15 protein-coding genes and 1 pseudogene are annotated in these 18,412 nt (G+C 69.5%); 10 read left to right on the forward strand and 6 right to left on the reverse strand.

What is annotated here, in order from left to right; genetic code table 11:
• Positions 1 to 71 precede the first annotated feature (71 nt).
• Positions 72 to 1,010 carry an extracellular catalytic domain type 1 short-chain-length polyhydroxyalkanoate depolymerase gene (locus tag NY1_RS05290; protein ID WP_067709023.1) on the reverse strand — a complete coding sequence of 313 codons (939 nt, stop codon included), beginning with the start codon at positions 1,008 to 1,010 and terminating at the stop codon, positions 72 to 74.
• Positions 1,011 to 1,123: 113 nt separating this feature from the next.
• Between NY1_RS05290 and NY1_RS05295 the strand changes: the two genes are divergently transcribed.
• A complete protein-coding gene (locus NY1_RS05295; RefSeq protein WP_067709025.1) occupies positions 1,124 to 2,239 on the forward strand; it encodes a hypothetical protein in 1,116 nt (371 codons plus the stop codon).
• A gap of 63 nt (positions 2,240 to 2,302) precedes the next feature.
• On the opposite strand, the pseudogene NY1_RS05300 reads toward NY1_RS05295, so the two are convergent.
• Positions 2,303 to 3,432 (reverse strand): annotated as a pseudogene (locus NY1_RS05300) (glycosyltransferase).
• A gap of 141 nt (positions 3,433 to 3,573) precedes the next feature.
• Between NY1_RS05300 and NY1_RS05305 the strand changes: the two are divergent.
• From NY1_RS05305 to NY1_RS05330, 6 genes are all read left to right on the forward strand, one after another.
• The gene (locus NY1_RS05305; protein ID WP_067709027.1) at positions 3,574 to 4,299 is read left to right on the forward strand and encodes a FadR/GntR family transcriptional regulator; all 726 of its coding nucleotides are present in this window, start codon (positions 3,574 to 3,576) and stop codon (positions 4,297 to 4,299) included.
• A gap of 409 nt (positions 4,300 to 4,708) precedes the next feature.
• Entirely contained in the window at positions 4,709 to 6,199 is a 1,491-nt protein-coding gene (locus NY1_RS05310) for an aldehyde dehydrogenase family protein (protein WP_067709029.1), read from the forward strand.
• Positions 6,200 to 6,426: 227 nt separating this feature from the next.
• The gene (locus NY1_RS05315; protein WP_067709031.1) at positions 6,427 to 7,440 is read left to right on the forward strand and encodes a hypothetical protein; all 1,014 of its coding nucleotides are present in this window, start codon (positions 6,427 to 6,429) and stop codon (positions 7,438 to 7,440) included.
• A gap of 16 nt (positions 7,441 to 7,456) precedes the next feature.
• Entirely contained in the window at positions 7,457 to 10,009 is a 2,553-nt protein-coding gene (locus tag NY1_RS05320) for a GMC family oxidoreductase N-terminal domain-containing protein (RefSeq protein ID WP_067709034.1), read from the forward strand.
• 110 nt (positions 10,010 to 10,119) lie between these two features.
• Complete coding sequence (locus NY1_RS05325; RefSeq protein WP_067709035.1) at positions 10,120 to 10,341, forward strand: hypothetical protein; 222 nt, start codon at positions 10,120 to 10,122, stop codon at positions 10,339 to 10,341.
• Between the two features lie 3 nt (positions 10,342 to 10,344).
• The gene (locus NY1_RS05330) at positions 10,345 to 11,568 is read left to right on the forward strand and encodes a hypothetical protein (protein WP_067709037.1); all 1,224 of its coding nucleotides are present in this window, start codon (positions 10,345 to 10,347) and stop codon (positions 11,566 to 11,568) included.
• A gap of 58 nt (positions 11,569 to 11,626) precedes the next feature.
• On the opposite strand, the gene NY1_RS05335 is transcribed toward NY1_RS05330, so the two are convergent.
• On the reverse strand, positions 11,627 to 12,529 hold the full coding sequence (locus NY1_RS05335; RefSeq protein WP_067709039.1) for an NAD(P)-dependent oxidoreductase: 903 nt from the start codon (positions 12,527 to 12,529) through the stop codon (positions 11,627 to 11,629).
• A 188-nt stretch (positions 12,530 to 12,717) separates the two neighbouring features.
• Here NY1_RS05335 and NY1_RS05340 point away from each other — a divergent pair, with 188 nt between their 5' ends.
• Positions 12,718 to 13,089 (forward strand): winged helix-turn-helix transcriptional regulator, encoded by a 372-nt coding sequence (locus NY1_RS05340; protein WP_067709041.1) that lies wholly within the window; start codon positions 12,718 to 12,720, stop codon positions 13,087 to 13,089.
• A gap of 9 nt (positions 13,090 to 13,098) precedes the next feature.
• Here NY1_RS05340 and NY1_RS05345 read toward each other — a convergent pair whose 3' ends face one another.
• Complete coding sequence (locus tag NY1_RS05345) at positions 13,099 to 14,619, reverse strand: FAD-dependent monooxygenase (RefSeq protein ID WP_157762047.1); 1,521 nt, start codon at positions 14,617 to 14,619, stop codon at positions 13,099 to 13,101.
• A gap of 162 nt (positions 14,620 to 14,781) precedes the next feature.
• Between NY1_RS05345 and NY1_RS05350 the strand changes: the two genes are divergently transcribed.
• A complete protein-coding gene (locus NY1_RS05350) occupies positions 14,782 to 15,606 on the forward strand; it encodes an SAM-dependent methyltransferase (protein WP_067709043.1) in 825 nt (274 codons plus the stop codon).
• A 13-nt stretch (positions 15,607 to 15,619) separates the two neighbouring features.
• Here the strand turns inward: NY1_RS05350 and NY1_RS05355 are convergent, their stop codons facing one another.
• Positions 15,620 to 15,865: a hypothetical protein gene (locus NY1_RS05355; RefSeq protein ID WP_157762048.1), complete on the reverse strand. Its 246-nt coding sequence runs from the start codon at positions 15,863 to 15,865 to the stop codon at positions 15,620 to 15,622.
• 88 nt (positions 15,866 to 15,953) lie between these two features.
• The gene (locus NY1_RS05360) at positions 15,954 to 16,925 is read right to left on the reverse strand and encodes an LURP-one-related family protein (protein ID WP_067709047.1); all 972 of its coding nucleotides are present in this window, start codon (positions 16,923 to 16,925) and stop codon (positions 15,954 to 15,956) included.
• Positions 16,926 to 17,103: 178 nt separating this feature from the next.
• Here NY1_RS05360 and NY1_RS05365 point away from each other — a divergent pair, with 178 nt between their 5' ends.
• Positions 17,104 to 18,321 carry a hypothetical protein gene (locus NY1_RS05365; protein WP_067709049.1) on the forward strand — a complete coding sequence of 406 codons (1,218 nt, stop codon included), beginning with the start codon at positions 17,104 to 17,106 and terminating at the stop codon, positions 18,319 to 18,321.
• The last annotated feature ends 91 nt before the right edge of the window (positions 18,322 to 18,412 follow it).

Genomic DNA, 18,412 nt, shown 5'->3' on the forward strand with positions numbered 1-18,412 from the left:
GTCGGCCCGGATGCTGCTCGCGAAACCGGCGCGGGAAGCTGTTCACCTGATGTTCAGGCGATAGCCGCGTGTCACCGGCCGACGCTGCGGAAGAAGTTCCAGATCAGTTCCGCACCGTCGAACTGGTGGGTGGCGGGGCCGACCAGGGCGCGCGGAAGGTATTGCGGCCCATCGGGCCAGCTGTGACCGCCGCCGGTGACGGTATAGAGCTGGACTTTCGCGCCGTCGGCGCAGTCGGCGGATTCGACCGTGACGGACGTGCCGTCGTCGGTGGTGGCGGGCAGGGCGGTGGAAACGGCGGGGCCGCAGGCGTTCTTCGTCCGCCACAGCTGCTGGGTGGCGGGCACCGACAGGACCGGGCTGTGGCCGCTGCCGCCGAGATTGCCGGAGGTGACGCGTACGGTGCCGCCGTCGTAGGGGACGATCGGGTCGGCGGTGCCGTGGATTTCCAGGACCGGCAGGGAATGTGCGGGCGCGCAGGTGGATTCGTCGGCGGCGGGCAGGGGGCCGGAGACCGGGGCGATGGCGGCCAGCCGATCGGCCAGGCGACAGCCCAGCAATTCGGTGAACATCGCGCCGTTGGACAGGCCGGTGGCGTACACGCGGGCGGGATCGACGTGTTCGTCGGCGACGAGCCGGTCGATGAGGGCGGCCACGAACGCGACATCATCGATGCCGGCGGCGCCCGCCTTGGTGTCCGCGCCGCGGCCGTCGTTCCAGGAGCGCTCGTAGCCTTCGGGATAGACCGCGACGAAACCGTCCCGGTCGGCGAGGCGGTCGAAAGTGGTGGCGCGGGCCATGTTTGCGGCGGTGCCGCCGCCACCGTGGAAGATCAGTACGGCGGGCTTGAGTCCGGCTGCCGCTGCGGTGGGCCGGTGGATCAGATATTCGCGGTCGATGCCGCCGGAGCGGAAGCCGGCGCGGGTGTCGGTCTCGGAGCGCGCGAACGCGCACCCGGTACACAGCAGCAGTGAAATCGCGGCCGCTGAAACATATTTGGGCCAACCCACCTTCGCGAGGATAGCCTCGTACCCGCCGGATACGCCGTCGGTGAACGCCAGGGGTGCCGCTGATGCGACGGGCCGAGAATGGCGGTGTCCGGATCGGATCGTGGAGGGTTTTGATGGAGAACGTACTGCTCACCCCGCCGGATGCGGCGGAGGTGCGGTTACTGGCGCGCGGTGTGGTGTCGGCGGCGCGCGGGGAGCAGGGGCTGACGCCCTTGCAGGAGTTGCTGATTCCGGCGATGTTCCTGTCGATGACGGGGCATCCGGTGGAGTTGGCCGAGTTGGAGCCGGTGGGCGCGGGGGAGTTCGCGAACGGGCTGGCGCGGCGCAATCGGATCTTCCGGGAGCGGATCGTGCAGACCATGCTGCTGGCGGCGCTGGTGGTGCGGCCGTTGCCGGAGTCGGTGGCGAATCGGTTGCGTGAGTTCGCCGATGCGCTGCAAGTCGACGACGACATGATCGCGGTGGCGCAGAAGTACGCCGAGGGCGCGGTGGATCTGGCGGCGGTGGACTTCTCGCGCAACGGGTATCTGGGCGGGGTGCACGCGCAGCGGCTGGACGCACTGCACACCGGCGCGCTGGACAGTTCGTGGAGTGCGGTGGTCGATGATCCGGCGCTGGCGGGGCGGTGGGCCGAGTTGTGGGAGCTGCCGGTCGGGACGCTGGGGCGCGGGGTCGCGGACTTCTATCGCGATCGCGGGTTCGTGACGCCGGGCAAGCCGGGGTCGGCGCCGCCGTTGCTGGCGCAACACGATTGGGTGCATGTGCTGGCCGGGTACGGGACCACCCTGGAGAACGAGATCGAGGTGTTCGCGTTCATGGCGCGCGCCAATGACGATCCGCGGGCGTTCTCGCTGCTGGCGATGGTGATCTCGCTGTTCGAGACCGGGTATCTGAAGGCGGGGGCCGGGTTGTTCGAAGCCAACGAAGGGCATTTGAGCACCGGCGGGATGGCGTGCCGGCTGGGTGACGCCATGCGGCGCGGGGCGCTCACCAAGGGCAGTCACGACTTCCTGGACCTGGATTGGTTCGCGCTCGCCGATCGGCCGATCACGGTGGTGCGCAACGAGATCGGCCTGGTTCCCAAGGATGCGGTGGCGGTGTCGGCGGGCTCGGTCGGGCCGTGGCAGGCGGGCGGCATCACGCCGTATCAGCTGAACTCGGCCCGGACCGCAGCGGAATCCGAAGGCCGCGTCTATGTTCCGTGGCAACCGGATGCCTCGCGCGACTGAGCGAACGCGACCCAGGTGGGCCCGCCGGCGGGGCGGACGCGACTGATCCCATAGCGGCGGCGCTCAGACCGAGCCGAGTAGTTCCAGCATGCCCGATACCGCAGCGGGCCAGGTGAACTGCTCGGCGCGGTGCCGGGCGGCCCGGCGGCGCTGGACCGGAGGTTTGGCCAGCACGTCGGTGACCGCCTCGGCGAACGCGCCGGGGTCGTCGTCCGCCACCGCGCCGCAGTCGGCGGTGACGATATCGGCGAGTGCGGAGGAGCGGCTGGCGACCACCGGGGTGCCCGCCGCGAGCGCCTCCAACGCTGCCAGGCCGAACGTTTCGTGCGGGCCCGGAGCCAGCGAGATGTCGGCGGTGGCCAGCAGCGTCGCCAATCGGGTGCGGTCGTCGATGAATCCGGTGAAATGCACCGCGGGCTGTCCGTCGCCCAGCGGCGGAATCATGCGAGCCCGGCGTTCCAGGGCTTCCCGCCGCGGCCCGTCACCTGCCACCACCAGCCGCGCTCCCACCCCGGAGCGCCGCAGCTCACCCACCGCTTCGATACTGCGGTCCACCCGTTTCTCCACCGACAATCGACCGCAATGCACCAGCAGCGGAAACTCGGCCGCGGCCAGATCATCCCGCAACGCGCGATCGTGCCGCAGCGGACTGAACATATCCAGATCCACCCCCAACGGCACCAACTCCACATTGGGCACATCGATCCGCTCGAACTCCTCACGAGCGAATTGCGTTGTGCACACCACGATGTCGTAATTCTGCGCCGTCCGCCGATTCGCCACATCCGCCGCCCGCCGCGCCGCCGGCCCCGGCAACACCTGCCCCAGCAGCCGATCCAGCCGCTCATGCGAGATCATCACACTCGCCACGTCCCGCCGCCGCGCCCACCGCCCGAACCCCCGCAACGTCAACCGATCCGACACCTCGAGCGCATCCGGCCGCAACCCCGCCAAAATATCGGCCACCCGCCGCGGATGCGCCGCCCGATACCCCCCGGTCCACGGAAGAGCCGGCGCCGGCACCGTAATCCTGACCACCCCCGACGCCAGCACCTCCTCACTCCGCCGCGCCCCCGGCACGATCAACACCACTTCATGCCCCGCCGCCGCATACCCGTCCCCGAGATGATGCAGTGCGGTGCGCAACCCCCGGAGCGCGGACCATAGAAGTTCGCCAACTGAACTATGCGCACGCCGCCGATCGTTGCAGCACAGCAGGTTACCGACGGGTCCCGTCACCCCAACACGACGTGAACACCGAACGAAGAACCTGGGAACCAGGCTCACCGGCACTGGTCTGGCCGCTTGACCTGTTCGCGCGGTAGTTTCGGTGGATGGCGTTCAAGCGGATCGATCGGCGGACGGTGCCGGACACGGTGTTCGAGCAGTTGATGGGGGAGGTGCTCGACGGGGAGCTGGCGCCGGGGGTGGCGTTGCCGGCGGAGCGGCAGTTGGCGGAGGCGTTGGGGGTGTCGCGGCCTACTGTGCGGGAGGCGTTGCAGCGGTTGGCGCATTCGGGGTTGGTGGAGGTGCGGCAGGGTGGGTCTACGACGGTGCGGGATTTTCGGCGGCATGCGGGGATGGATGTGTTGCCGCGGTTGCTGGTACGGAAGGGGGAGATCGATCCTGCGGTGATCGGGTCGATTCTGGAGACTCGGCAGGTGCTGGGGCGTGAGGTCGCGGGGCTGGCGGCGGAGCGGGCGGGGGCGGGGTTGGGTGAGTCGCTGGAAGGCGCGTTGGATGCGCTTGCGGGGCAACAGGATCCGGTGGGGCAGCAGTTGGCGGCGGTGGCGTTCTGGGATCTGCTCGTGGACGGGGCGGATTCGATCGTGTTCCGGTTGCTCTACAACGATCTGCGGGCGGTGTACGAGCCGGCGGTGGCGGCGCTGGCGGGGTTGATGGCGCCGGAGGTGAGCCGGATCGAGGCGTATCGGACGGTGGCGGCGGCCGTGACGGCGGGGGATGGGGCGGCGGCGCGGGAGTCGGCCGGGCAATTGCTGGGACTGGCTTCCGCGGAGTTCGAGGCCTTCACGCAGCGAATGGGCGCTGTCGAGAGCTGACGCGTGACGGGGGGTAGCGCTGCGGTCGCCCTCGGCTACGGGACCTGCCCCGTACGGGACGTGCCCCGGTAGGACTCGTGGCTCGCGACTGATAGGCCTGCCGCCAGGAGTATCCGACTCGGCCATATGACGGCCGCGGCACGTGAGCAGTCGACGCGATCACCCAGCGTACGCACCTCCTGGCCCGCGCCCGCGAATACCAGCAGCGCGGCAACATCCGCGAAGCCGCACGCCTACTCCAAGCACGCGCCCGAACCTGCCACTCCAAGGTCACGGCGCTGAGAGTCCTGAGCGGGACGTTTATCCGGCGGTGTGGCGGTGCTCTGTTGCGGGTCGGCGGTTTCTGACTATATTGGTCTGACCACTTGGCCACCTGGCCAACGAGGACGTTTCGACAAGGCGGTTGGGCATGACGGCGCTGCAAGAGGTGCGATCCGGGTCGGTACTGGTCGAGCGGGCGCGAGCGGCGCAGGCGGGGTGGGGTGCGCTGGGCGTCGAGGAGCGGGTGCGGGTGCTGGGGCGATTGCCGCGGGTGCTGGCGGGGAATTTGGATCGGATCGCGGATGTGATCGTGGCGGAGAACGGAAAGCCGCGGGCGGAGGCGCTGGCGCACGAGGTGGTGCCGGGGATCGCGTTGGCTCGGCAGCATCTAGGGGCGGCGGTGGCGACGTTGGGGGCCGGGCGGATCACGGCGCTGACCGCGCCGCATCGGAAAACGGTTCGGCTGCATCGGCCTTACGGGGTGGTGGTGGCGATCGCGCCGTGGAATCTGCCGTTCTTGATTCCGTTCAGTCAGGTGTTGCCGGCGCTGCTGGGCGGGAATGCGGTGGTGTTCAAGCCTTCCGAGCTGACGCCGCGGGTGGGTGCGGTGCTGGTGGAGGTGCTGACCGAGGCCGGGGTGCCGGAGGGGGTGTTGCAGCTCGCGGTCGGGGACGGGGCGGTGGGGGCGGAACTTGTTGCGGCGCGGCCGGACAAGGTGCTGTTCACCGGTTCGGTGGCGACCGGGCGGAAGGTGATGGCGGCGGCGTCGCGGTTCCCGATACCGGTGGGCCTCGAACTCGGCGGGGTCGACGCGGCCGTCGTGCTGGGGGACGCGGATCTGGAGTTCACGACGTCGGCGATCGCATGGGGCGCGAATTTCAATGGGGGACAAACTTGTTGCTCGATCGAGCGGGTGCTGGTGCACCGGGATCTGCACGATGCGTTCCTGGCACGGCTCGAGGACAAGGTGCGGCGGATCGATGTCAGGAACGATCTCGCGCCGGCCATCGACGAACGGCAGCAACGGATCTGGCAGCGGCACGTGGACGCGGCGCGCGCGGCGGGATTGGACGTGCGCGGCGGGGAGCCGCTGCCGGGTCGTCACCTCACACCCGCGGTGATCAGCGGCGACGGGGTGACCGCCGCGGAGGTGTGGACCGAGGAGACGTTCGGCCCCGTGGTCGCGGTGGCCCCATTCGACAGTGACGAGGAGGCCGTGCAGCTGCACAATGCCACCGACTACGGGCTGACCGCGAGCGTGTTCTCCGCCGATGTGGACCGCGCCCGCGCCTTGGCCGGGCGGCTGCTCGCCGGATCGGTGGCGATCAATGATGTTGCCGCGACCCTGTATTCGACGCCGGAGCTGCCCTGGGGCGGGGTCGGGCGATCCGGTTTCGGGCGCTCGCACGGAGTCGACGCGCTGCTCGATGCCTGCTGGGTGCAGGTGGTCGACGCGCCGCGCGGTCCGGCCTTCGGTCCGAAACGCCCCTGGTGGTATCCCTACGGCCCCGAACTCGAGGACGCGTTCCGCGCCCTCGCCACCGGTTTGGCCGCGCCCGGCCCGGCCGGATTGGCGGGCGGCGCACAGCGGGCAAGCCGCCGGCTGCTGTCCATGCTCAGCCGGCAGCCGAAGTTATGAGCGCCGATCGATGGCCGCCGGCCGCCCACCGTACCGCTGCCCGCTCTCGATGGCCGCTCACCGCACATGCCCGGTCGCGGCTTCACCTCGCCCGCCCCGGCACCCGCGCGCGCGAAATGTTCGAGACCGACCGACCGCTCCCGAAGCCGAGCACGTCCGCCCGCCGATCGACTCACGCCGCGGCGGCAGTACCCCCGCCGCCCTCCGAATCCGAGGTCTGTAACCCGATGTCTGCTCTCCTACAGAACAATCCACGCCTGACCCCGGGCGGTGACCATGTCGAATCCTGGTTCGTGCGCGCCAACGATCCGCATTCGCCGCGCGCGCTCTGGATCAAGGCGACCGTGCTCACCTCCCGCGATGGAACCGCTATCGCCCAGGCGTGGTGCAGTGTGTTCGACGGGGATCGGGTCAAGGCGTGGTGTGCCGATATCCCGCTGGCGGACGCGGTGTTCGATGCGGGCGAGAAGGGGCAGGATCTGACGGTCGGGCCCTTGCGATTGCAGCTCAATGCCGATGGCGGCTGTTCGCGCGGCGCCCTGGCCGACGCGTCCGCGCGCGTGGAGTGGGGATTCGAGTTCGCCAAGACGCCGATCGTCGGGGAACCGCTGTCCATGTTGCCGACCGACCGGTTGCTCGACGCCAAGTTCCCGGGCAACAAGCTCGTCACCCCGTTTCCCGTCGCGGCGGTGAGCGGCTACCTGGACTGGGCGGGCGAACGCTGGAACCTCGACGGCTGGCACGGCATGCAGGGACACAACTGGGGCACCGCGCACAGTCCCGAATATGCCTGGGGGCATTGTGTTTTCACCGACACCAATGGCGGTGCACCGTTCGCGGTACTGGAAGGCGCGTCCGGGCGCACCCGGCTGGGCAGTCGCGTCACACCGCTGCTGTCCATGCTGGTGATCCGGCGCGGCGAAGAGGAATACCGCTTCGACCGCATCCTCGACCTGTGGCGCCAGCGGCCGCGCCTGGACTTCCCGGACTGGACCTTGCGTATGCGCGGCCGCGACGGCACCGCGACCCTGCGCATGCACGGTGCGCCCGAACGCATGGTCTGCCTGGCCTACCGCAATCCCGCCGCCCCCACCAGCTATTGCCTCAATTCCAAGACCGCCGCCGTCTCGGTGCACGTCGAACCGATCAACGGCAATGCCTTCCAGCTGCGCAGCGAGCATGCGGGCGCGCTGGAATTCCTCACCCCGCAACCGCATCCCGCCGTGCGGCCGATCGTGTGAACGGAGTCCCTCCGCTATGCCTTTGACCTTCTTCGAAACCATGAGCGGCGAGCTGTACGACGCGGACGGGCGACCGCATCACGTCGCCATGGAGCTGCGCTGCGAATCCGGTCGCGCCCTGGGTTTCGTCACCAATGGCCGGGCCCGCATCACCGGCACCCTGCGCGCGGCACCGTGGGTGGACGGCGCGGCGGTGATCGGCACTTTGATCGCGCTGCCGGTCACCCAACGGCTCATGAGCTACGAACTGGACTTCCGCGACGGCGACGACCGCGCCTGGCGATTGACCGGCCGCAAGGACGTGCGCTGGGGCCGCGGCACCCACGCCAGCCTCACCAACCTCGACACCACCCTGTGGTGCGAGGGCCGCGAGATGGCGCACGGGCGAATGCAGTTCTTCGCCAACGACTATCCGAGCTTCCTGCGCTCGTTCCAGCCGTGGGTGTCGCTGCGCGCCGACCTGCCCGACGGCGCGAAATCGGGCCCGGCGTTCACCGACCGGCAACGCGCCACCGTGCTCGCACTCGCCGAAACACTCTTCGCACCCGACGGCGCGGTCCACGCGGCCGACGTGAGCACCGTCGAACGCGCCGACGCCCTGATCGCCGACATGCCCCCGCTCATGCGCTCGGGCATCCGCGTGGCGCTGCGCTCGCTCGAGGCCGCCGCCCGCACCCGGCACGGAAAGGGCTGGGCCGCGCTGTCTCCCGAGGTGCGCCACGCCCTCGTCGCGGACCTCCGCCGCAGCCGGGCCCTGCGGCATGCCCTCGATGCCGTCGAGTCACCGCTGCGCATCGCCCATTTCAGCGATCGCCGCTATCTCGATGCGATCGGCGCGCCCCGGTATGCGGGCGCCGTCGCGTTCACGCCCGGCCCCGGCGAGGATGCGATCGGAATCGATCCGGCCGGACCGCTCGCCCTCGGCGTTCCCGGCGTGCGACCCGACCCGGGTGCGCCACGCGAAACCGGCTCACCCGGCATGCAACCCGGACCGGGAGTGTCGCGCGCCATCGGGCACACGGGGACAGCTGTGCACGGCAACGGCACCGCCGTGCAACCCGGCTGGATGGCCAATGTCTCCACGCCCGGGCAACTTTCACGGCGAGAACTGGTCGACTGCGATGTCGTGGTGGTCGGTTCCGGTGCGGGCGGGGCGGCGGTGGCGGCACGGCTGACCGAGCGGGGGCTGGGCGTGGTGATCGTGGAGGAAGGGGAATACGCGGGGCGGGCGGAGTTCGCGGGGGAGCTGCTGGATCGGACGCGGAAGTATTGGCGGGACGGGGGATACAACCTCGCGGTGGGCAATACGGTGCTGGGGATCAGCACCGGGCGGGTGGTCGGCGGTACCACGGCGATCAATTCCGGGACGGCGTTCCGGACGCCGGAGGCGGTCCTGGAAGAGTGGCGCGGGCTGGGATTCCCGTCGGATTTCGCGCCGGAGACGTTCGGCGGATACCTCGACGCGGTGTCGGCGGAGCTGGGCATCGCCCCGGCCGAGCGCCGGTATCTGGGGCGGGTCGCCGACATCATCGGGGCGGGTGCGGATGCGGTGGGCGCGGCGCACGGTCCATTGCCGCGCAATGCCGTCGGCTGCGACGGGCAGGGACAGTGCGTGTACGGCTGTCCGACCGATGCCAAGCGCAGCGCCAATGTCAGCTGGGTGCCGCGCGCACTGAAGGGCGGGGCGCAATTGTTCACCGGGATGGGCGTCACCCGGGTGCTGATGAACGGCCAGCGCGCGATCGGCGTGCTGGCCGAGGGGCAGGATGCCCACGGTGCGCCGCGCACGCTGGAGATCCGGTCGCGGGCGGTGGTCGTGGCCACCGGCACGCTCATGACGCCGTTGTTGCTGCGCCGCAACGGCATCAACCTGCCCCAGCTCGGACGCAACCTCTCGGTGCACCCCTCGCTCGGCGCGATCGCCGCCATGCCCACCCCGGGCGATCCGTGGACCGGCATCCCGCAGGGCTATCACGTGGACGGCATGGGCGACCCCCTGGTCACCTTCGAAGGCGTCACCGTCCCACCGCAGTTCGCGGCCGCCATGCTCCCGTTCCACGGCCCCGAACTGGCCGAATGGATGAACCGCTGGACCTATACCGAGCAGTTCGGCGCGATGGTCCGCGACACCGGCACCGGCAGCGTCGGGCCCGGCCCCGGCGGCGCGCCGCTGGTGCGGTACCGCCTCACCCCGCGCGTGCGAGCCGCACTACAGCACGCCTGCGCGGGATTGGCCGAACTGTTCCTGCGCGGCGGCGCGGACGCGGTGGCCCTGCCCATCGCCGGTCTGCCCGCCGTCCGCGATCTCACCCAGGTGCGCGCGCTCGCCGGGATGTCCCTGCACCCCCGGCAATTGCGCATGATGGGCCCGCACCCGCTCGGCACCGCCCGCATGGGCACCGATGCCCGCACCGCGGTGGTGGATTTCGAGCATCGCGTGTTCGGCACGAGCGGGTTGTATATCGCCGACGGTTCGGTCGTCCCCACCTCGCTGGGCGTCAATCCCCAGGTCACCATCATGGCCTTCGCCCTGCGCGCCGCCGATGCGATTGCCGCCGAATTGCGGTGACCGGCAATCGATCCCACCACAACCTCGGGCTGGCGCAGTGCCAATGATCTTGGTACACCTAGAGGAGCACAAGGGGTGATCCGGATTACTCCGGGGAACGGGGAGCCATAGTGGGATCCAGAGCCGAATTGGAGCAGGAACTGGGTGGTCCGCTGGCCGCCCTGGACCTGTTGACCGAGGCCGAGACGGCCGATCTGCTCGATATCTTCAAGCAGGCGCAGCGCACCGAGGCCGCCGCCATGGTGGAGGCGGTGGACAAGACCGTGGGCGCGCTGCCCTGGCCGTTGAGCACCGCGGCCAAGAAGATCATGTTCGGGAACAAGCTGGGATAGGCGATGAGCGATCTGGTCACCCGGGCCCAGCTGGAGCTGCTGTCCCGGACGTTGCACGTGCCCGTCGCCCGGCTCGAGCATCTCGAGAAGCTCGGCGCGGACCACCTGTACGAACTCAACGAAGCGCTCTCGAAAAAGATCTTCGCCCAGCACAATGCGACGTTCTCGCGGCTGAGCATGCTGGTGCCGATCGTTCCGCTGTCCATCTCCATGCCGCTGGTGCAGCGCATGGTGCCGCCGGTGATGGCCGGGCGCGCCGCGGGCGCGATCGGGGTCGATCATCCCAAGAAGGCCGCCGAGGCGGTCACCATGCTGAATCCGGCGTACGCGGCGGCGGCCGCACCGTACATGGATCCGCACGCGGTCGGGCAGCTGGCCGATATCGCGCCGGTGAAACCGGTCATGAAGATCATCAACGAGCTGCTGGGGCGCGGTGACTACATCACCGCCGGGCCGTTCCTGGCCTATGCCACACCGGAACTCATCCGGGCCGTGGAAACCGATGTGCACGACGACGAGGCGCTGATCCGCTCCGCGTCGTTCTCCTATTCGGCCGAGAACCTCAGCATCATCGTGCGGCATCTGCTGGAAGGTTCTGGGCAGCGCATCCCGAAACTGGTGCGCACCATCCTGACCGGGTCCGAGGAACTGCGGCTGGCGGGGCTGTCGGTCTTCGCGCGCTGCGATACCGATGTGATCGCCGGGATCGGGGACATCCTGTTCGATGTCGGCTCGGCGGAGGAGATCGCGGATCTGGCCCGGACCTTCGTCACCGCCGGGGCGATGCCCGAGGCGCTGCGGTTCATCGGGCAGCTCAGCCCCTCGGCGCTGGATCTGCTGGCCGCCAATCCCGTGGTGGGAGAAGCCGACTACATCGAGGCGATGGCCGCCGCGGTGGACGGCAGCACCGATATCGCCCGCTGGCGAGGACTGCTGGAACTGGCCGAGCGCACCGAAACCGTGACCGCGCGCCGCATCGGGGGACGCCTGTCGCATTTGGACACCGGCACGCTGGCGCAGCTGCCGACGGTGCTGGCGGGCGGGCATCTGTGGCCGCCGCTGCTGAAGGTGCTCGCGGTCGCCGAACCGGACGCGCAGTCGCGGGCCGGTGAATTGTGGTCGGCGCTCCCGGCATTGGAACGCCACGAGCTCGAGCAGCGGATCGCCGATCTGGGTTTGAGCGAGCAGTTGACGGCATTGACTGCCACCTTGCAGCTGACGCACTGACGCCGTCGGGCCCCGCCATCGACAGGTGGCGGGGCCCGAAGAATCTCGGCGGCAGTGACTACCGGACCGGCGTGGCCGAAAGAGTTTGCACGCCACGCAATTCCTCGAAGACCCGCGCGAACGCCGCCGCCCCGTGCCCGGCCTCGACCTGGCGATTCACCAGCCGCGCCAGCGGTTCGAGCAGATCGGTGGCCGTCCCGGCGTCCTGTCCGGCGCGCACGATGGCATCGAGTGCGGCTTTCTGGAACGCCAGGTGCTGCACCTCGGCGGTGTAGTCGCCGGAGTCGATGGTGGCGCCGTAGGCGGGCAGGCCCTGCGCCATCGCGGTCACCCACGGCGTGGCCCGGGCCGCGAACTCGGCCGCGCCCACCCCGGCCGAGCGCAGCATGGCCGCCCCGTGGAAGAACCCGCCGAACATGGCGTACATGGCCGACAGCAGCGCGAAGTCCCACAGCGCCGCCAATCCGGCGTCGGCGCCGAAATACTCGGCCGCGCCGAGCAGTTCGAGCACCTCCCGCCGCGCGTGGAAGACCTGCTCCGAACCGCTGTAGAGGATCGACGATGCGGGCGTGCCGATCATGGACGGCACCGCCATGATGCCGCCGTCGAGGAATTCGATGCCGTGCGCGCTCGCCCATCGCGCCAGTTCCCGTGATTCCTCCGGCGCGGTGCTGGTCAGATTGATCCACTGCTTACCCGCCAGCTCGCCCGCGATCGGGTCCAGGGTCTGGTGCACCGAGGCGTGATCGAGCAGCACGGTGATGAGCACGTCGCCGCCGCGCACCGCCGCGGCCACCGATTCCGCCTCTACCGCTCCGGACGCCACCAGCTCCGTCGCCCGCCCCGGCGTGCGATTCCAGACGGTGGCCGACACCCCGCCCGCGAGGAAGGTCCGCACCAGCGCGCGCCCCATATCGCCCAGGCCCAGTACGGTCACGGTGGTGTGCTGAGTGTTCGTCATTACCCGAGATCTCCTTCGAATCCGTTGCTGTCGGTCGCGCGCTGGAATCGAGGTTGCCGTGGGTGGTGTTGTGCCACAAGTACGCACTATTTGCACAGGCACTTACCGTTTGGTGAGTCTCCAGATGACGAGGACGGCCGGTGGGCGAGAAGAGATACGGGCCATATTTCTGCGGTATCGACGCCGCGATGGATGTGGTGGGCGGCAAATGGAAATCGCTGATCCTGTGGGAGTTGCACGAGCACGGCACCCGCCGCTTCGGCGAACTGCGCCGCAACCTACCCGGCGTCTCGGAGAAGATGCTCAACCAGCAGCTGCGCGAACTCGCCGAGGACGGCATCGTGCATCGCGAGATCTTCGCCGAGATCCCTCCGCGCGTGGAGTACTCGCTCACCCCCGAAGGCGCGGAACTGAACGCGGCGCTGGCGCCGCTCGGGGTTTGGGGCCGTCGCCGCGCCGAGCGGATCGGCGCGGCACGGGTGTATGTGCCGGACGCCGGAACCTCCTCGGGTGCCACGACATTCGAGCCGGCCGCCGCGGCACCCGAACGAACCGCGTGAAGCCCACGCTCAGGCGGGTGCGCCGAACCAGCGGGTGAGGGCGGTCTCGAGCCCGTCGGTGGTCTCGCCCGCCCAGGCGACGATGCCGTCGGGGCGGATGAGCAGGGCCGGGAAGTCCCGTGGTTCAACGGTTTTCGCGGTGAGCAGCTGGACGCGGTCGGCCCACGGGGCGACGGCGGTGGCCAGGGCGGGGGAGTCGCCGAGGTCGAGCAGCAGGGCGCGCCCGTCAGCGAAGTGCTCGCCGACCCAGGTGCCGTCGGCCAGCTCGAGGTCGGGGTAGAGCCTGCCGATCAAGGGGTTGTCGTCGCCGAGGTCGTAGCGGTGCAGCACGCCGGAGATCTTCTTGAAGACGGTAGTCGCGCCGTCGGTGGTGCGCAGCAGTTCGGCCATCACTTCGCGCAGGGCGCGGGAGCGGGGGTCGGTGCGCATGAGGGCGACCTGCGCGCGGGTCCAGTCCAGCACCCAGGCGCCGATCGGGTGGCGTTCGGCGGTGTAGGTGTCGAGCAGATCCGCGGGCGCCCAGCCGCGCACGGCGGCAGCCAGTTTCCAGCCCAGGTTGACCGCGTCGCCGACGCCGAGATTGAGCCCCTGGCCGCCGAAGGGCGAGTGCACGTGGGCGGCATCCCCGGCGAGCAGGACGCGGCCCTGGCGGTAGGTGGCGGCCTGGCGGGTGTTGTCGGTGAACCGCGTGGCCGAAAGCACCTTGGAGATGGTCACTTTCGTGCCGGTGACTCGCTCGTAGCTGCCTTCGAGTTCGGCGATCGTGATCGGCGCGTCGCGGTCGGCGGGCGGACCGTCGAGTTCGACGGTGAGGAACCGTCCGGGCATCGGCCCGTTCACGTAGATGCCGCCGGGCCCGCTGTGCCAGCCCTGGGGCACGTGCTCCGCACCGGTCATCTCCACCACGGCCTGCCGTCCGGTGATCTCGGGTTCCAGGCCGGGGAAGTCGAATCCGGCGAGTTTGCGCACGGTGCTGCGTCCGCCGTCGCAGCCGACCAGCCATTCGGTGCGAATCCGGTAGTCGCCGCAGTCCACGATCACCCCGGCCGTGTCCTCCTCGATCCCGGTGACGGTGGCCCCGCGCCGCACCGGCACCCCTAGTTCGGCGGCGCGCTCGCCCAGCATCGCCTCGATGTGCTGCTGGGCCACGAACCAGGCCTCGACCGCCGGGCCCTGGTCGGCGAAGGCGGGATCGTCGAGGTCGATGACGTCGCCGAAGAATTGCAGGCCCGCGAAATGCCCGCCGACGAGCCGCTTTCCGTCCAGCACCGGCGTCCGGCCGGAGCTGTCGCGGAATCCCGCGAACCGTTCGATCATGGCCTCGTGCCGCTCGCGCAGGGCGGGCAGCAGGCCGCGCCGGGCGAGGGCTCGCGCGGTGGGCACATTGATCGCGCCCGCTTTCACGGTCGGGTCCATCTCGGTGAGCCGTTCCAGCACCAGCACGTCGACCCCCGCCAGCCGCAGCTCACAGGCCAGCATGAGCCCCACCGGTCCGGCTCCCACTACCACCACTTCGTGTGTCTCGTTCATGGGAACGACTGTGCCGGTGCGCGATTGCCCGGCGCTTGCACCGTCTTGCGCGCCGCTTGCGCCCGCCCCGGACCGACCCCCGCGTGCCGGAGAAGCCGCCCTCGACCGGGCCGGATCTTCTACCATGGCCTCGTCGACAGCGGGACGGAAGGGGAGAGTCGGATGACCGGCGAGACAGCGGCGGTGGACGTTTCGATTCCGAGCATCGCTCGGGTGTACGACTATCTGCTGGGCGGTCACGACAATTACGAGGCCGACCGCCGGGTGGGCGATTTCTTCATCAACGATCTGCCCGGTTCGGTGGCCATCGCGCACGCCAACCGGCAGGCGCTGACGCGGGCGGTGGCGGCCATCGCCGCGGACGGGATCGATCAGTTCATCGATATCGGCAGCGGGCTGCCGACCGTCGACAATGTGCATCAGGTGGCGCAGCGGCATCGGCCCGGCGCCAAAGTGGTCTATGTCGACAATGATCCGATCGTGCTGGCGCACGGGCGGGCGCTGTTGCAGACCGATGACCGCACCACGGTGATCCAGGCCGATCTGCGCGAGCCGGAGGCCATCGCACAGCATGCCGACGTGCGACGGCTGATCGATTTCGACAAACCGGTCGGTGTCATCTTCAGTGCGATCCTGCACCACCTCAACGACTCGGAGGACCCGCGCGAGCTGGTGCGCTGGTGGGTGGACCGGGTGCCCGCGGGCAGCGAGTTCTACATATCGCACTTCCGCACCGGCCACAACGAGGAGACCAGCGCCGCCGAGGAGAAACTCCAGGAGACCTTCGGCCGCGGCCGCTGGCGCAGCGACGCGGAGATCCTGGCGCTCTTCGGCGACGATCTCGAGATCCTGCCGCCGGGCCTGACCTACTGCTCGCGCTGGCGTCCCGCGCCGGCCGCCCCGGACGTGGAGACCATCGGGGTCGCCGAACGGGAACTGACCGTGTGGGAGCACCTGATCGCCTGCGTGCTCGCCCGCAAACCCTAGCCGCGCCCGGCCGTCACTGCGGCGGCCAGTGCTTCTCCATCCAGTGATCGGCCGCCTGTTTGGCGTCTTCGACGCTGCGCGCCGACGCTTCCCGCCAGCCGGCCCGCCACGCGCAGGTGGTCGCGCTGGTGGCTTTGATGTGGGCGCGGGTGTCGCCGAACTCCTTCGACAGCCACCAACCCGTCTCGTCGCCTTCGAGTTTCCAGCCGTCGGTCGCGTCCGACGGCTGAATCGGCCCGTACGGACCGCTCGGCGTCACATCTCCCACAATGGACATTGTGGCGCACGCGCGGTGGAAGTTCGGCGGCATGCCGGTCTTCCACCGCCGCAAGGCTTCTCGCCGGGGCTCAGCCCCAGCCGCGTGAATCCTGTTTCAGCGCAGTGTCGATGGCCAGGCCCGAGGCCACCACCATGCTCAGCAGCGGCTGCGGCAGCTGGCGGTGGATCTGCACCACATAGTTGTCAGCGGTGGTGAACATGGTCTTCATCAGGCCCTCCCACGTCTTGGTGATGCGGGCGATCTCCTGACCGGTGTGGTCGTGGATCATGAAGTTCCAGGCCCGCCAGTTCTCGGCCTTGATGCCGCCGATCTGCTGACCGTTCACCATGAAAGCGAAGTTGATCTTGCCGATCATGTTCTCCTGGATGATCTCCCCGATCGGCTGGCCGTTGCCAGCCTCCAGCAGGAACTTCGACTTGAAGACCTTCGCCGGGCGGGTCACCCGCAACTGGGTCTGCCCGTGCGCGTCGCGGATCTCGAGCTTGTGGGTCATGAACTGGTCGTAGCTGGACAGGAAGCGCACGGCCTTCTTCAGCGCCGACTGCCCGACCTCGACCACGGCGCCGAGCTGACGGCCGTGCTGGTCGAAAACGCCGTACTCGTTGGCCATCTCGATGAGCTTGACCTTCTGGTTCACCACCAGCACCGGTTCGCTGAACAGCGTGCCGCCACCGCCCTGGGTGGGCGCGATGCCCACCTGCTGCTGCACCTGGCGCTGGATATCGGCGGGATTGTTCGCCGATCCGATCTCGAGTTCCCACGGGGTGGCGTCACCGCGATGCTGCCCGTACTCCGGCTGGCCCTGCTGCGCGTACTGCCGGCCTTGGTGGGCGTACTGCTGCTGCGGTTGCTGCGCGTACTGCTGCTGTCCCTGATGCTGTTGCTGAGCGTGCGGATGCTGGGTTTGCTGCGCGGGCTGCTGCGGGGGCTGGGCCGGTTGCTGTTGCGGCTGAGTGTGATTGGTCCACTGCGTGCCGTCCCACCACCGCAGGACGGTGGAACCTTGACCTTCGGGATACCAGCCCGGGGGATGACTCATGGCGGCATCCTAACCATCTCTTGTGAACCTGCACGGTTCGCCTTTTTCGTCGCATTCGCGGCCCTATGATGGGCGGCTGACGCCGGGGCGAACGGTCGCGGCGGTCGGGAAGCGGGGAAATCATGTCCGGCGCAATCGAATTCGCGTATCCAGGCGGTAGCTCGACCCGGACGGTCTTATGACGGATCTGGTCACCCGGGCGCAATTGCTGCTGCTGGCGCGGACATTGCACGTACCCGTGGAACGGGTGGCGCATCTCGAACGGCTCGGCGCGGCACGGCTGCACGAATTGCAGGAGCGGATCTCCGGGCGGCTGTTCGACCAGCACACACCGGTTTTCGACCGGATCTCCGCGCTGGTGCCGATCATTCCGCTGTCGATCTCGCTGCCCATCGTGCAACGCCTCGTACCGCCGGCGATGACCGGGCGCGCGGCGGGCGCGGTCGGGGTGCGCCATCCGCGCAAGGCGGTGGACGCGCTGCTGCGGCTGGATGTGAGCTACGCGGCCGATTGCGCCCCGTACCTGGATCCGCGCACGGTCGGGCAGCTGGCGGACGACGCACCGCCGGCACCGGTGGTGGCGATCGTGAACGAGCTGCTCAAACGCCGTGACTATGTGACCGCCGGACCGTTCCTGGCCTATGCCACACCGGAATTGGTGCGCGCGGCCGAGGCGGGGGTGCCCGATGACGAAGGGCTGATCCGGTCGGCGTCCTACGCCTATTCCGGGGAAGCGGTGTCGGCGGTGGTGCGCCAGCTGCTGACCGGGCCCGGCCAGCGCGTCCCGCAATTGCTGCGCACGGTGGTCGACGGGTCCAAAGAACTACGGCTGGCGGCACTGTCGGTGTTCGCGCGGTGCGCACCGGATGTGGTGAGCGCGGTCGGGGACATCCTGTTCGAGGTGACGCCGCCCTCGGCGGTCGCCGATCTGATCGTGACGTTCCTGGGCGCGGACGCCACCGCGGAAATGCTGCGCTTCGCCGGGCAGCTGAGTCCGGCGGCGCTGTTGAAGCTCGGCATGAACCCGGTGCTGGCCGAGATCGCCGGGCAGCTGATCGTGACCGTGGACGGCAGCAGCGATCTCGCCCTGTGGCGCGGGGTGCTCAAGCCCCTGGCCCGCACGCCCGCCCAGGTGCGGCGGCTGGCCGGAAACGAGCTGGCGAACCTGGATGCGAGCACGCTGGTGATGCTGCCCGCGATCGCGCAAGCCGGGCGATTGTGGGCGCCGCTGCTGTGGGTGCTGGCCGCCACCGACGTGGACGTGCAGGCGCATGTCGGCGAACTGTGGGCCACCACCACCCGCCTCGATCCGGATCTGCTCGAACGCCGCATCGCCGATCAGCGGCTGGATTCGCTGCTGGCGACGCTGACCACGACATTGCGGGTGCTGCGCTGAGCCGGAGCCTGGGGAACGACCGGGCGGTAAACCCTTGCGCGAAGCCTGATTTCAATCGCCGCCGGCGCGGCCGACCTGCGCGCGTGCCCGG

The organism is Nocardia yamanashiensis NBRC 100130 (genome assembly GCF_001613325.1).
Lineage (GTDB): Bacteria > Actinomycetota > Actinomycetes > Mycobacteriales > Mycobacteriaceae > Nocardia > Nocardia yamanashiensis.

Bases quoted from the DNA above. Each gene is read 5' to 3' on its own strand.
- NY1_RS05315 (WP_067709031.1), top strand. From the start codon at position 6,427: ATGTCTGCTCTCCTACAGAACAATCCACGCCTGACCCCGGGCGGTGAC.
- NY1_RS05345 (WP_157762047.1), bottom strand. From the start codon at position 14,619: ATGAACGAGACACACGAAGTGGTGGTAGTGGGAGCCGGACCGGTGGGG.
- NY1_RS05365 (WP_067709049.1), top strand. From the start codon at position 17,104: ATGACGGATCTGGTCACCCGGGCGCAATTGCTGCTGCTGGCGCGGACA.
- NY1_RS05340 (WP_067709041.1), top strand. From the start codon at position 12,718: ATGGATGTGGTGGGCGGCAAATGGAAATCGCTGATCCTGTGGGAGTTG.
- NY1_RS05330 (WP_067709037.1), top strand. From the start codon at position 10,345: ATGAGCGATCTGGTCACCCGGGCCCAGCTGGAGCTGCTGTCCCGGACG.
- NY1_RS05295 (WP_067709025.1), top strand. From the start codon at position 1,124: ATGGAGAACGTACTGCTCACCCCGCCGGATGCGGCGGAGGTGCGGTTA.
- NY1_RS05350 (WP_067709043.1), top strand. From the start codon at position 14,782: ATGACCGGCGAGACAGCGGCGGTGGACGTTTCGATTCCGAGCATCGCT.
- NY1_RS05360 (WP_067709047.1), bottom strand. From the start codon at position 16,925: ATGAGTCATCCCCCGGGCTGGTATCCCGAAGGTCAAGGTTCCACCGTC.
- NY1_RS05335 (WP_067709039.1), bottom strand. From the start codon at position 12,529: ATGACGAACACTCAGCACACCACCGTGACCGTACTGGGCCTGGGCGAT.
- NY1_RS05310 (WP_067709029.1), top strand. From the start codon at position 4,709: ATGACGGCGCTGCAAGAGGTGCGATCCGGGTCGGTACTGGTCGAGCGG.
- NY1_RS05320 (WP_067709034.1), top strand. From the start codon at position 7,457: ATGCCTTTGACCTTCTTCGAAACCATGAGCGGCGAGCTGTACGACGCG.
- NY1_RS05305 (WP_067709027.1), top strand. From the start codon at position 3,574: ATGGCGTTCAAGCGGATCGATCGGCGGACGGTGCCGGACACGGTGTTC.